This window comes from Streptomyces sp. NPDC107559 (genome assembly GCF_055657365.1).
Genome location: NZ_JBVKBD010000023.1, coordinates 103739 through 117124, shown reverse-complemented (window position 1 = coordinate 117124; position 13386 = coordinate 103739). Strand labels below are relative to the sequence as shown.

Genomic DNA, 13386 nt, shown 5'->3' with positions numbered 1-13386 from the left:
GCCATCCAGCGGCGTGCCTGTGACAGCCATACCCAGAGCCCCTGGGCCCATCGATCTTACGAATGACCGATCAAGCCCAAGAAGAAAGGTAGGACATCCGTGTTCGTCCACTCTGACCGTCTGCCCACCAGCACACCCGTGGTGCAGGGAACCACCACCCCGCTCCCGTGGGGGCTGGGCCGCATGGCGGCCTATCCCACAATGGCCCCTGCCTACGCCAGCGTGCGGTTGAATGCGGTCACCCAGACCGCCGTGTTCCTCGACGCCGCCGGGCAGGTCATGGAGATGCCTGGCCACGGCACCAGCACCGGCACCAGCCCGTCCACCGGCACCAGCCCCGACGGGTCGGGGCAGGGCACCACGGACACCGATACGGGCAGCGACAACGACCAGTGACTGATCCGCGTCCGGTGCTGGTCGCCACCGCTCTGCACGACCCCACCGCCGACGTGGTGATCGACGAGCTGCACGAGCGGGACATCCCGGTCGTGCGGCTCGACTCGGGGGACTTCCCCGCATCACTGTCGGTGGAGGCAGAAATCACTCCGCACGGCTTACAGGGCCGCCTGCAAACCCCTTCGCGCACCGCCGACCTGGCCCGTGTACGCGCCCTGTACTACCGGCGGCCGACAGGGTTCGCCTTCCCGCACCTGAGCGGGCAGGACGCGCGGTTCGCTGTCACCCAGGCGCGGTACGGGCTCGGCGGTGTGCTTGCGGCGCTGCCCGACTGCCTGTACGTGAACCATCCGCATCGCATCGGGGATGCAGAGTTCAAACCGGCCGGTCTCGCCGCCGCGGTCCAGGCAGGCTTTTGGGTGCCGCCCACGCTCATCACCTCCGACCCCGATGCCGCCCGGGCGTTCGTCAAACGGCACGACGCCGTCATCTACAAGCCGCTGTACAACCCCGTGTACCTGATCGACGGCGTCTCCTGCGTCGTGAAGATCGCCGAGGTGGGAGCCGAAGACATCGACGAAGGTGTGGCCGGCACGGCGCACCTGTTCCAACGGCGTGTCCGTAAGGTCGCCGATGCCCGGGTGACGGTCATCGGCTCTCGCACGTTCTGTGTCCGTATCGACTCCGGTCTGCTGGACTGGCGTACCGACTACAGCCGGCTGCGCTACACCCCGGTGGAGCCCCCGCAGGGGATCGAGGCGGCGCTTCACCGCTACATGCACCATTTCGGTCTCGTCTTCGCAGCTTTCGACTTCTGCGTCGGCGAAGACGGCCGCTGGTGGTTCATGGAGTGCAACCCCTCCGGTCAGTGGTACTGGCTGGAGCCCGAAACGGGGCTGCCGATGTGCGCAGCCCTGGCCGACCTTCTGGAGCGTACGACGTGACCGATCCGGCCCACCTGCACCAGCAGCTCCTCGACAGGCTCACGGCCGACGGCGTCCTGCGCACCAAGCCGTGGAAGGACGCCGCCGGGAGCGTGCCCCGGCACGAGTTCCTGCGCGGCGGCTTCTTCCGGTACGTGCCGGGGACATCACCGGGCGAGTGGACTCCCGTCCTGGACACCGATACGGGCTGGCTCGAAGCCTGCTACCGGGACGAGTCGCTGGTCACCCAGATCGCGGGCACCGTCCTGCCCGCCGACATCCGCGGCCAGATCATGCGGGCACCGACCAGCTCCAGCACCCTGCCCTCCCTCGTCCTGCGCATGCTGGAAGAACTCCAGGTCGAGCCGGACTCGAAGGTGCTGGAGATCGGGACCGGGACCGGCTACTCCACCGCACTGCTGTGCGCCCGGCTGGGCGAGGAGCTCGTCACGTCCATCGAGTACGACGAGACGGTCGCCTCACGGGCACGGGCCGCCCTCGCCCAGCAGGACATGTTCCCCACCACCGTCACCGCAGACGGCCTGCTCGGCTACGGCGCATCAGCACCGTACGACAGGATCATCGCCACCTGCGGCGTCCGGACGGTACCTGCCGCGTGGATCGAACAGACACGGCCGGGCGGGTCGATCCTGGCCACCATCGGCGGCTGGCTGGGCTCCTCCGAACTCGCACGCCTGACCGTCCACGACGACACCACCGCATCCGGGCCGCTGCTGGGCGGACAAGTCAGCTTCATGCTCGCCCGCCCCCACCTGCCCCCGCCGCTCGGCCTCCTGCCCGACCTGAACGACGGCACAGAGCGCCAAACCGCCTTCGGCAGCAGCATCCTCGCCGACTGGACCACCCGATTCGTCGCACAGCTCGCCGCACCCAACGCACAACGGCTCACCATCGAACGGACCGGACACACCGAGGACGTACTGATCGACGTCGAATCCGGCTCCTGGGCCGCCCTCTACGAAGATGCCGGCCGGTGGATCGTGCGCCAGAACGGCCCCGAAGCCCTCTGGGACGCAGTCGAGGAGCAGGTCGGACGCTGGCACACGGCCGGAGCACCCGAGCTGGAGAACTTCACCGTCACCGTCACACCGCACAGCCAGACCATCCGCTGGTAACCCTCCACCAGGCCCCGCTCGTCCGCCACGGGCGCAGCGCACGAGCGGGGCATGTGCTGCTCGATGACGGCGATCCCGTCACCGTCGCGATCCGGCCGGGGCACCGAGCCAGCCCATCCGGCCGCCAGACGCGCGCCGGGGCTGCGATGTGGTCGCATAAGAGCGCCCGGCAGTAGGCGTGCTGGGCGGTCTTAATCGAGTGCGAGAGTCCCAGTCCGGGTGATACAAGATCTGCGTGCCTGAGCATCTCTACTTCCCCACCCTGCTGCGGATGATTGACGAGCGGTCCGCCGCGTTCCGCGCCACCGTCGCCGCGGCCCCCAGCCTCGACGCCGATGTCCCGTCCTGCCCGGGCTGGACGCTGTACGACCTGGCGAACCACCTCAGTGAGGGGGACCGCTTCTGGGCCTACATCGTGCTGAACACCGCGCCGGGCGACGAGCGGCCGAGCAAGGACGGGCTGGTGGCGCCCAGGGAGCGCGAGGCCCTCATAACCTGGCTGGCCGACTCGACGGAGCAGCTGCTTACTGCTCTGCGCGAGGCCGGCCCGGACCGGGGCTGCTGGGCCTGGTGGGAGCCGCTGGCCTCGCCGCACACGGTGGCCGCCGTGGCCCGCCGCCGCGTCCCGGAGTCGCTGATCCACACCTACGACGCCCAGCTGGCCTCCGGTACCCCGCAGGAGCTGCCGATGACCGAGGCGGGCGACGCCATCGAGGAGTTCCTCGCCACCGTTTGCACCGGCACGGTCCCGTGGCCGGGCGAGCCCGCCGCCATGGACTACCACGCAGCCGAGGCCGGCTCCTGGCGCCAGACGGTGGACGCCGCCGGTTCCCGCTTCACCCGCCTCACCACGGCGGAGGCCGCCGGGAGCAAGCCCACCGCCGCCATCTACGGCACGGCGAGCGAGATGGCCCTGCTCATGTACATGCGCATCCCGGCCGGCTCGCTGCGGATGGAGGGCGACGCCGACCTGCTCCAGCAGCTGCAGGACTGGGGCTAAGACCGTGTCCTACATGGTCAATGCGAGAGGTCGTTTTCATCTACGGATCCCGTTTCATCCAAATATGTCGCCGTGACGAAACTCGGCTCTCGAGGCGCTGGTGTTCCTTGCGGTCAGTGCGGCTGAGCGGACGACCGTATTGCCTGTCTCATCCCAGCAAGCCTGTCTCATTCCAAAAAATAGCTGTATCGCCAATTCCCCTCGCCATGCCGCAGGCGGAACCGACACGCAAGAGGTACGAGTGCGGTTCTGGGGTGCATGTGGCGGCGCAAATTAGATGAAAACGACCTCTCAGAGCCTGGCGCTGTTCGACGCTTTGGCCCCGGCCGAGAAGACGCTGCATGCCAACCCCGGCAAGCACGGGGAAGTCCCGGCATTCGAGCTGGACAGCACGCTGCGGTTCTTTGCCCGACACCTCGGCTAATACGGCCACCTTACTGCCTGTTCTCTATCCGCTCGCGTGGTCAGCTGGGTTCGAACAGCCTCCTGGTTCAGGTGAGTCGGCCGGTGCGGGTGCACGAAAGAGGGGCCTTTTGGCAGCTCGCGGATGTCGAGTCCAGCGAGAACCAGGAGGCCCCGTTGTCGAAGTGTCACGTGGTCATGGCCACCGAGTCGCCGCGATCCGGCCCGCCCCCGCCTGGAATCCGCGTCGGTCTTCCTCGCAGAGACCGCCGGCGTGCTCGCACTGACCCATGACCACGTCGAGCGTGGCGAGCACCGCATCGCGGGACCAGCCATCGCATGCTCCAGCGGCCCGGCCCGAAGGTTCTGTGCTGCTTACGCGAAGCTGCCGAATGCCGTTGCCGCCGGTCTCGTTGCCGTCAGGGCGGCGCCGATCGACGACGAAGACTGCGCGGCTGGCCGGTGCGAAGTCTCCGGCGCCGGGGCAGCCGGCCCGCGCCGGCCACGGGCGTCCGGGCCGTCGAGAGGTGGACATCGCGCCGGCCGTGCGGCAACAGGCCTCTCAGAGGCGGCCGATGGCGGTCCGTGTGTCGCCGTGGGCCTTCTCGAGGCGCCGGGCCGCCTCCTCGGCCGTGCAGTGGGCGAGGAGCATGACGACGGCGGTCTTGGCGTGGCCGTCGGCGGCCCGCAGCGCGTCGGCGGCGGTGTCGGGGTCGGCGCCGGTCGCCTGGACGACGATACGGCGGGCCCGGTCGACCAGTTTCTCGTTGCTGGCTTTGACGTCGACCATGAGGTTTCCGTAGGCCTTGCCCAGGCGCACCATCGAGGCGGTGGAGAGCATGTTGCAGACCATCTTCTCGGCGGTGCCGGCCTTGAGCCGGGTCGACCCCGTGAGGACCTCGGGGCCGGTGGGGACCTCGATCGGGATGTCGGCGTACCGGCTGACGACCGCGTCGCGGTTGCAGGCGACCGACACCGTGACGGCGCCCTTGCCCGCGGCGTGCCGCAGACCGCCGACGACGTAAGGGGTGCGGCCGCTGGCGGCGAGCCCGACGACCGTGTCCCGGTCGTTCACGCCGATCTCCTCGAGGTCGGCGACCGCCCTCTTCGGCTCGTCCTCCGCCCCCTCCACCGCGACGACGAAGGCGCCCGGGCCGCCGGAGAGCAACCCCACGACCTGTGCGGGGGAGGTGCCGAAGGTCGGCGGGCACTCGACGGCGTCGAGCAGGCCGATGCGGCCGCTGGTGCCGGCGCCGATGTATATCAGCCGCCCGCCCCGCCGCAGCGACTCGGTGATCGCCTCGACGGCGGCCCCGATCTCCGGGAGGGCGTCGCGTACCGCGATGACGGCGGTGCGGTCCTCGTCGTTCATGACCGAGAGCAGCTCTGTGACCGGCATGCGGTCCAGATCAGCGGTCCGCTCGTTGCGGGTCTCGGTGCCGAGTGTGCTGAGGTCCACGGCGCGGTCGTCCTTTCAGGGGTGGTGTTCAGTGCTGGTGCCGGAGGGGAAGAGCGGGGGTGGCGGTCAGTCGCCGGTCGGTGTACGGCGGGGCGACGGCTGGCGCCTGCGGCGCTGGACCGCGCCGTAGGTCTTCTCCAGCGCGGCGGTCGTGGCCTCGTAGGACCGCTGCGCGACGCCGACGAACAGGCAGTCGATGAGCGCGAGTTGGGCGATACGGCTGACCGTCGCGCCGGAGCGGAAGGGTGTCTCCCGGGCGCAGGTCGTCAGCACGAGGTCCGCGCTCTCCGCGAGGGCGGAGCGCGGGACGTTGGTGAGGGCGATCGTGGTGGCGCCGCGTTCGGCGGCGGCCTGCAGGGGCTCGATGGTGTCCTCGGTCTCTCCGGAGTGGGAGATGGCGAGGGCGACGTCGCCGGGGCCGAGGAGGGCGGCGGCGGTGAGCGCGGCGTGCCGGTCGGTCCAGATGAACGCCATACGGCCGATGCGGTGCAGCTTCTGGTGCAGGTCCTGGCCGACGAATGCGCTGGCGCCGACGCCGAAGATGTCGATCCTGCACGCTTCCGCCACGGCCTCGACGGCCCGGCCCAGCACCTCGACGTCCACTCCCGCCCTGGTGTCCTCCAGGGCGCGCACCTCGTTGTAGATGATCTTGCCGATGATTTCGTCCAGCGTATCGGTGGCGCTGATGTCGGTGCCCGGTGCCGGGCGGTCGCCGCTGAGAGCATGCTCGCGGGCGGCCGCCGCGGCCAGTGCCAGGCGCAGTTGCGGATAGTTGGTGATTTCTATCGCCCGGCAGAAGCGCATCACCGTCGCCACCGAGGTCTCGGCCCGCTTGGCGAGGGTACCGATGGACAGTTCCGCCGCCTGCGCCGGATCGGCCAGGACGGCCTCGGCCACCCGCCGCTCCGAGGGCGCCAGGGACGACAGGGCGGTCCGGATGCGCGCCAGAGTCCCGGTGGCGGAGGTGTCCTCCGCGGGCCGGGCCGGTATGCGAGGTGTTTCCGTGCGGGCCATGGGCCGGTCCTCCTGAGTGGGTGGTGCCACAGTAGCCACGCGTTCGGCCGGACGTCAAAAAATTACGAGCTGAATCATGTGACGTTACTTATTGACATCCGGAGCCTGTCGTTCTGATACTCGCTGAATCGTGCTCCGCGCCGGCCACCGGCCTTGCGGCCGTCCCCCGCGGCCGACCCGCGCGACACATCCCCGATGACACGAAGGCGTGCCGTATGACAGCAGTAGTCGCGGTGGACCTGGGAAAGACCGGCTGCCGTGCCGCGTTGTGGAACAGCGGCGACCACACTCCCCAGCAGGTCCACGAAGTGCCCGGCGCCCCCGGGCTCGCCGCCGAGAACGGAGTGGCGGCCGCCCGCACCGCCGTCCTCGCCGCCGTGCTCCCCCTCCTCGAGCGGGAACCCTCGCCGCGGCCGGCAGCAGTCTGTGTGGGCGCGGCAGGAGCGGCAGCCGCACCCGAGGCGGCCCGCGCGCTGGCCGGCCTGCTCCTCGACGACCTGCACACGGACGAGGTGGCCGTCACCAGCGACGCCGTCACCGCCCACGCGGGCGCCCTCGGCGGCCGTACCGGCGTGGTGCTCGCGATCGGCACCGGCTCCGTCGCGATCGGCATCGGGGACGACGGGTCCTACGCTCGCGTCGACGGGTGGGGTCCCTGGCTCGGCGACGAGGGCAGCGGCGCCTGGATCGGCGCGGCCGGGCTGCGGGCCGCACTGCGGGCCCACGACGGACGCGACCCGGACACCGCGCTCCTGGCCGCTGCCGCCGGACGCTTCGGCGACCCCGACCGGCTGCCTGTGGCCATCGGCCAGGGCGGCAACCCCGCCCGCACCGCGGCATCCTTCGCGCCGGATGTCGCGCGCCTGGCCGCGGCAGGCGACACCGCCGCGTCGGCGATCATCCGGGACGCCGCCGCCGCACTCGGCGAGGCCGTGCTCGCCGCCGCCCGACGGATCGGCGGCGACGCCCTGTCCGTCACCGTCACGGGCGGGCTCACCGGCCTGGGCGAGCCGCTCCTCGGGCCGTTGCGCTCGGCGCTGACCGAATGCCCACGCCTCCTCGACCTGCGGCCCCCGCTCGGGCAACCGCTGGACGGGGCGCGCCTGCTGGCGCTGGACGCCCGCGCACCGCACGAACCGCACGTCGTCCGCGTAAGGCGGGCCGTGCCCTCCCCCACCGTCCCCACCCCGCCGGTGCCCCCACCGGCCGTTGCTTAGGAGTGACCGTGCGTCAACTCGACCTTGTGGTGATCGTCGTCTATCTGGTGGCGATCGCCGTGATCGGACTGCGCCTGGCCGGCCGGCAGAGCACCTCGAAGGACTACTTCGTCGGCGAAGGCAGCATGCCGTGGTGGACGGTCTCGTTCTCCGTGGTGGCCACCGAGACCAGTGTGCTCACCGTCATCAGCGTGCCCGGCGGCGCGTACAGCGGGCAGGGCTTCGGCAACGTCGAGCTGGCTCTCGGCTACGTCATCGGCCGCGTTGTCGTGGCCACCGTGCTGATCCCCCTGTACAAGCGCGGCGGCTTCGTCAGCGCCTACCAGTACCTGGGCAGCAGATTCGGGCTGAAGCTGCAGGGGCTCGCCTCGGTCACATTCGTCTTCACCCGGCTCCTCGCGGAAGGCGTCCGCCTGTTCGCCTCAGCCATCCCGATCAAGCTGCTGCTCGACGAGTTCGGAGTGCACGCGAGCTACCAGCTGATCATCATCGTGCTCACGATCATCACCGTCGTGTACACCTACCTCGGCGGCATCAAGGCCGTCATCTGGACGGACGCCATCCAGATGGGCCTGTACCTGGGCGGGGCGGTCCTCGCCATCACCGTGCTCTCCGGCCACGTCGGCGGCTCCGGCTTCTCGCAGGCGCTGCACAGCGGTCACTTCAAGCTGTTCGACACCAACTTCTCCCTGGCGCACATACTGACCAGCCCGTTCGCCCTGCCCACCGCGATCATCGGCGGCGCCATCTTCGCCATGGCCAGCCACGGCTCCGACCAGCTGATCGTCCAGCGCGTCCTGGCCACCCGCTCGCTGCGCGACGGCCAGAAGGCCATCATCGCCTCCGGCGTCTTCGTCACCCTCCAGTTCGCCGCGTTCTCCCTCGTCGGCGCCCTGCTGTGGTCGTACAACCAGGGCAAGGACTTCAAGGCACTGGGCCTGAGCAGCTCCGACAACCTCTACCCGGACTTCATCCTGCACGGGCTGCCCGTGGTGATCTCGGGTCTGCTCGTCGCGGGCATCCTGGGCGCCGCGATGGGCTCCCTGTCCTCGGCGCTGAACTCCATGTCGAACTCGGCGGTCTCCGACATCATGCACAGCTTCTTCCGCAGCACACCGTCCGAGGAGTCGCTGCTCAAGCTCGCCCGGGTGATGACGCTGGTGTGGGCGGTGCTGATGGCGGTCTTCGCCTGCGCCTTCAGTACCAGCACCGGCAACGTCTATCTGACGGGTCTGACGATCGCGGGCTACACCTACGGCGCCCTGCTCGGCGCGTTCCTGCTCGGGCGCATCGTGCGGCGCGCCAACGAGATCGACTCCGTCGTGGCCTTCCTGGTGACGGTCGGCGTGATGACGTACATCGTGCGCAGCGTCAAGATCGACGTCACCGTGGCCGGCGCCACGGTTCCCACCGCGATCGCCGCCCAGTGGCTCGTCCCGATCGGCGTCGTGATCACCCTCATCGTCGGAGGCCTGATGAGCCTGTTCCACCGCGCCCCCGAGCTCGCCGCGATCCCCGTGGCCGACGACGAGAAGGGCTCTGGCTCCGAGCCCGTCACCGCGGCCGCAGGCCTCGACTGACGGCGCACCCCCCATCAGGTGCGGGGTCGCCTCGGCGGCCCCCACCCGTCCCGCCCCGACACTCCCAGGGAGAAGCCATGCCGCAACATCGACCGACCCCGCCCACACGGCGGATGAGGCACCGGGGGGCTCCGTGCGCGTGATCGGCCTGATGTCGGGCACCTCCTACGACGCCATCGAGGCCGCCGCCGCGGACCTCGCCCTGGACGGCGACACCCTGCACCTGCGGCCCCTCGGGCACCTGTCCGTCCCCTACCCGGACGACCTGAGGGACCTGATCGGCGCCACGCTGCCGCCGGCCGCGACGACCACGCAGGCCGTCTGCGCCCTGGACACCGGCGTCGGCCAGGCCTTCGCCGACGCCGCCGGACGCGCGCTGCGCGAGCTGTGCGACGGCACCGCCGACCTCGTCGTCTCGCACGGCCAGACCATGCACCACTGGGTCGAGGACGGCACCGTCCGCGGCACGCTCCAGCTCGGCCAGCCCGCCTGGATCGCCGAGGCCACCGGCCTCCCGGTCGTCTCCGACCTGCGCAGCAGGGACGTGGCGGCGGGCGGGCAGGGGGCCCCGCTGGTGGGCATGACCGACACCCTGCTGCTGCGCGGCCTGCCCGGCACGCCTGCCGCGCTGAACCTGGGCGGCATCGCCAACGTCACCGTCCTCGCACCCGGCGCCGAACCGCTGGCCTTCGACACCGGCCCCGCCAACGCTCTGCTGGACGCGGCCGTACGGCACTTCACCGGCGGCGCTGCCGGCTACGACGCGGACGGGCGCAGGGCCGCCGCCGGCCGGACCCGTCCCGAGCTCCTCCGCGCCCTGCTGGACGACCCCTACTACCGCAGGCCCGCCCCGAAGACCACCGGCAAGGAGCACTTCCACCTGCCCTACCTGCAGCGGGCGCTGAAGGCGGCACCCACCCCGGACTCCGATGACGTCGTGGCCACCCTGACCCGGCTCACCGCCGTCACGGTCGCGGACGCCTGCCACGGCCACGGGGTCACCGAACTGGTCGTCTCCGGTGGCGGCACCCGCAACCCGGTGCTCATGCGCATGATCGCGGAGGAACTGCCCGGCGTGCGGCTGCGCCCCAGTGACGAGCTGGGCCTGCCCTCCGACGCCAAGGAGGCCCTGGCCTTCGCCGTACTCGGCTTCCTCACACTGCACGGACTGCCCGGCGCCCTGCCGTCGGGCACCGGCGCCCGCCGGGCCACGCTGCTCGGCAGCATCACCCCCGGCTCGCAGCCGTTGCGCCTGCCCGAACCCGCCGCACAGCCGCCGCGCCTGCTGCGCGTCGACCGCCACGCCCACTGAACCAGCCCGACAGCGAGGGATCCATGCCCCCCACCGCCGCCACACCTCCCGTCGCACCGGCACCGGCCACTGCGGAGCGGGCCGCCGACCTGGGCGAGCTGCTGTCCTCGTGCGTCGGCGACCCGGCCCGGGTGACCACCGACGTGCCCCGCAGGGTCGCCGCCGCACACGACGCGTCGCCGTACCTCTTCACGCCGCAGGCCGTCGTGCGCGCCGCGTCCGCTGCCGAGGTGGGCGCGCTGATGGCCGGGGCCCGCGCGGCAGGTGTGCCACTCACTCTGCGTTCGGGCGGCACCAGCCTGGCGGGGCAGGCCGGCGGCGACGGCATCCTCGTGGACGTCCGCAGTCACTGGCGCGCCGCCGAGGTCCTCGACGACGGGCGGCGCATCCGCCTCCAGCCTGGACTGACGGTACGTCAGGCCAATGCGCGGCTCGCCCGGTACGGCCGCAGGCTCGGCCCCGACCCGGCCAGCGAATCCGCCTGCACCGTCGGCGGCCTGGTCGCCAACAACTCCAGCGGCATGAGCTGCGGCACCCGCGACAACGCCTACCGGACCATGGACTCCCTGCAGTTCGTGCTGCCCTCGGGCACCGTCGTCGACACCGCGGCAGCCGACGCGGACCAGGCGCTGCGCGCCCGCGAGCCCGAACTGCACGCGGGGCTCCTCGCGTTGCGCGACCGCATCCGCGCCTCGGCCGGCTCCCGCGCCACCGTCGAGCGGCTGTTCTCGATGAAGAACACCATGGGCTACGGCCTCAACTCGTTCCTGGACCACACCGATCCCGCCGACATCCTCGCCCACCTCATGATCGGCAGCGAGGGCACCCTCGGCTTCGTCGGCGAGGCCGTCTTCCGCACCGTACCCGTCCTGCCGCACACCGCCACCGGCCTGCTGGTGCTGCCCGGCCTCGCCGACGCCACCGACGCCCTGCCCGCACTGCTGGCCGCCGGCGCCCGCACCGCCGAACTCCTCGACGCGGCCTCGCTGCGCGTGACGCAGCGGTCCCCGGATCTCGTGGACGAACTGCGCTCTCTGCGTGTCGAGCGACACGCGGCGCTGCTGGTGGAGTTCGCCGAGGACAGCGCCGAGGAACTGGAGGCGAGGGTGGCCACGGCCCGGCCGGTCCTGGACCGCCTGCCCGCCGTCACCGGGACCGCGCTCGTCCGCGACCCGCGCGTCAGGGCCCGCCTCTGGCACCTGCGCAAGGGCCTGTACACGGCGGTCGCGGGAGCACGCCGGCCCGGCACCACCGCGCTGCTGGAGGACATCGCGGTGCCGATGGAACAGCTGACCCGCACCTGCGAGGGCCTGATCGACCTCTTCGCCCGGCACGGCTACCAGGACGCGGTGATCTTCGGCCACGCCCGCGACGGCAACCTGCACTTCATGCTCACCCAGGACTTCGACTCCGCCCCGGAGATCGAGCGCTACGCCAGGTTCACCGACGACATGGTCGGCCTCGTCCTGGACGCCGGCGGCACGCTGAAGGCCGAACACGGTACCGGCCGGGCGATGGCCCCCTTCGTCCGCCGCCAGTACGGCGACGAACTGTACGACGTCATGCGCGAGTTGAAACGGCTGTGCGACCCGCACGGCGTACTCAACCCGGGTGTGCTCCTCGAGGACGACCCGGCCGCGCACCTGCGCAACCTCAAGAGCGTTCCCGAGATCGACCCCGCCGTCGACGCGTGCGTCGAGTGCGGCTACTGCGAGCCCGTCTGCCCCACGGCTGACGCCACCACCACGCCCCGGCAGCGCATCGCCCTGCAGCGCGAGATCGCTCTCGCCACCACCGTCGGCGACGACGAACGCCGCCGCGCCCTGGAAGCCGACTACGCCTACGCGGCTGTCGACAGCTGCGCCGCCGACAGTCTCTGCGTCACCGCGTGCCCGGTCACCATCGACACCGGCGCGGTGATGAAGCGCCTGCGCGCCGAACGCCACGGCGCCACCGCCCAGCGCGCCGGGCGCGCGACGGCCCGACACTGGGAGGCCGCGGTCAAAGGTGTGCGCCTCGCGCTCGGCACGGCGCACGCCGCGCCCGCCCCGGCCGTACGCGCCGCGACCGGCGCCGTACGCCGGCTGGGGGCGGGGGAACTGATGCCCGCCTGGGCCGACGACATCCCCCGCGGCGGCCCGGCCCGGCCCGCGCCGCGACGGCCCGCCGGGGCGCGGGCGGTGTTCTTCGCCGCCTGCATCGGCAGCATCTTCGCCGCGGAGGGTACCTCCGACGGGGCGGCGGCGGCCTTCCTGAGGCTGTGCGACCGCGCGGGCGTGCCCGTCGTGGTGCCCGAGGGACTGTCCGGCCTGTGCTGCGGCACCCCCTGGCAGTCCAAGGGCTACACCGACGGGCACCGCACCATGGCCGCCCGCACGCTTCAGGCGCTGTGGGAGGCGAGCGACCACGGCCGGCTGCCCGTGGTGTGCGACGCGTCCTCCTGCACCCATGGCCTGGAGCAACTGCCCAGCGCCCTCCCGGAGTCCGACCGCGCCCGCTTCGTCGCCCTGCGCTTCGTCGACAGCGTCGCCTTCACGGCCGAGCACCTGCTCCCCGCCCTGCCCGAGCCCCGACGCCTGGGCAGCCTCGCCCTGCACCCCACCTGCTCCACCGTGCACCTGGGCATCGACGGCGCCTTGCGCACCGTGGCCGCCGCGGTGAGCGTCAAGGTCACCGTGCCCGACTCCTGGGGCTGCTGTGCGTTCGCCGGTGACCGCGGCCTGCTGCACCCGGAGATCACCGCGAGCGCCACCGCCGCCCAGTCCGCCGAGATCACAGCGGGCACATACGACGCGTACGCCTCCTGCAACCGCACCTGCGAGATGGGCATGACCCGCGCCACCGGCCGCCCCTACCGGCACGTGCTGGAACTCCTCGACGAGGCGACCGCCTGAGCCGAGTTCGCTGGGCGTCCTTCGCACCCTCGGTGCCGCGAACTGTGCGTCCG

The 13386-nt window shown here is 71.6% G+C and carries 10 protein-coding genes and 1 pseudogene; 9 read left to right on the top strand and 2 right to left on the bottom strand.

Annotated features, from left to right (window positions below):
- Nucleotides 1-99: 99 nt before the first annotated feature.
- From tgmA to ACZ7OY_RS39505, 5 genes and pseudogenes are all read left to right on the top strand, one after another.
- On the top strand, nt 100-396 hold the full coding sequence (gene tgmA / locus ACZ7OY_RS39525) for a putative ATP-grasp-modified RiPP (protein WP_472250405.1): 297 nt from the start codon (nt 100-102) through the stop codon (nt 394-396).
- On the top strand, nt 393-1340 hold the full coding sequence (gene tgmB, locus ACZ7OY_RS39520) for an ATP-grasp ribosomal peptide maturase (RefSeq protein ID WP_472250404.1): 948 nt from the start codon (nt 393-395) through the stop codon (nt 1338-1340). Before tgmA ends, tgmB begins: the two co-directional genes overlap by 4 nt.
- Nucleotides 1337-2455 (top strand): ATP-grasp peptide maturase system methyltransferase, encoded by a 1119-nt coding sequence (gene tgmC, locus ACZ7OY_RS39515; RefSeq protein WP_472250403.1) that lies wholly within the window; start codon nt 1337-1339, stop codon nt 2453-2455. Before tgmB ends, tgmC begins: the two co-directional genes overlap by 4 nt.
- Nucleotides 2456-2690: 235 nt before the next feature.
- Nucleotides 2691-3455 carry a maleylpyruvate isomerase family mycothiol-dependent enzyme gene (locus tag ACZ7OY_RS39510; RefSeq protein ID WP_472250402.1) on the top strand — a complete coding sequence of 255 codons (765 nt, stop codon included), beginning with the start codon at nt 2691-2693 and terminating at the stop codon, nt 3453-3455.
- Between the two features lie 289 nt (nt 3456-3744).
- A pseudogene (locus ACZ7OY_RS39505) lies at nt 3745-3879 on the top strand (alpha/beta hydrolase); the annotation flags it as partial.
- A gap of 540 nt (nt 3880-4419) precedes the next feature.
- Here ACZ7OY_RS39505 and murQ read toward each other — a convergent pair.
- On the bottom strand, nt 4420-5316 hold the full coding sequence (murQ, locus tag ACZ7OY_RS39500) for an N-acetylmuramic acid 6-phosphate etherase (RefSeq protein ID WP_472250401.1): 897 nt from the start codon (nt 5314-5316) through the stop codon (nt 4420-4422).
- Nucleotides 5317-5382: 66 nt separating this feature from the next.
- The gene (locus ACZ7OY_RS39495) at nt 5383-6330 is read right to left on the bottom strand and encodes a MurR/RpiR family transcriptional regulator (RefSeq protein ID WP_472250400.1); all 948 of its coding nucleotides are present in this window, start codon (nt 6328-6330) and stop codon (nt 5383-5385) included.
- A 215-nt stretch (nt 6331-6545) separates the two neighbouring features.
- On the opposite strand from ACZ7OY_RS39495, the gene ACZ7OY_RS39490 reads away from it, so the two are divergent.
- The 4 genes from ACZ7OY_RS39490 to ACZ7OY_RS39475 all read left to right on the top strand — a co-directional run bounded on the left by ACZ7OY_RS39490 (nt 6546) and on the right by ACZ7OY_RS39475 (nt 13333).
- Entirely contained in the window at nt 6546-7547 is a 1002-nt protein-coding gene (locus ACZ7OY_RS39490) for an N-acetylglucosamine kinase (protein WP_472250399.1), read from the top strand.
- Nucleotides 7548-7555: 8 nt separating this feature from the next.
- A complete protein-coding gene (locus tag ACZ7OY_RS39485) occupies nt 7556-9127 on the top strand; it encodes a sodium:solute symporter (protein ID WP_472250398.1) in 1572 nt (523 codons plus the stop codon).
- 133 nt (nt 9128-9260) lie between these two features.
- Nucleotides 9261-10439 carry an anhydro-N-acetylmuramic acid kinase gene (locus ACZ7OY_RS39480; RefSeq protein ID WP_472250397.1) on the top strand — a complete coding sequence of 393 codons (1179 nt, stop codon included), beginning with the start codon at nt 9261-9263 and terminating at the stop codon, nt 10437-10439.
- A 23-nt stretch (nt 10440-10462) separates the two neighbouring features.
- Complete coding sequence (locus ACZ7OY_RS39475) at nt 10463-13333, top strand: FAD-binding and (Fe-S)-binding domain-containing protein (protein ID WP_472250396.1); 2871 nt, start codon at nt 10463-10465, stop codon at nt 13331-13333.
- The last annotated feature ends 53 nt before the right edge of the window (nt 13334-13386 follow it).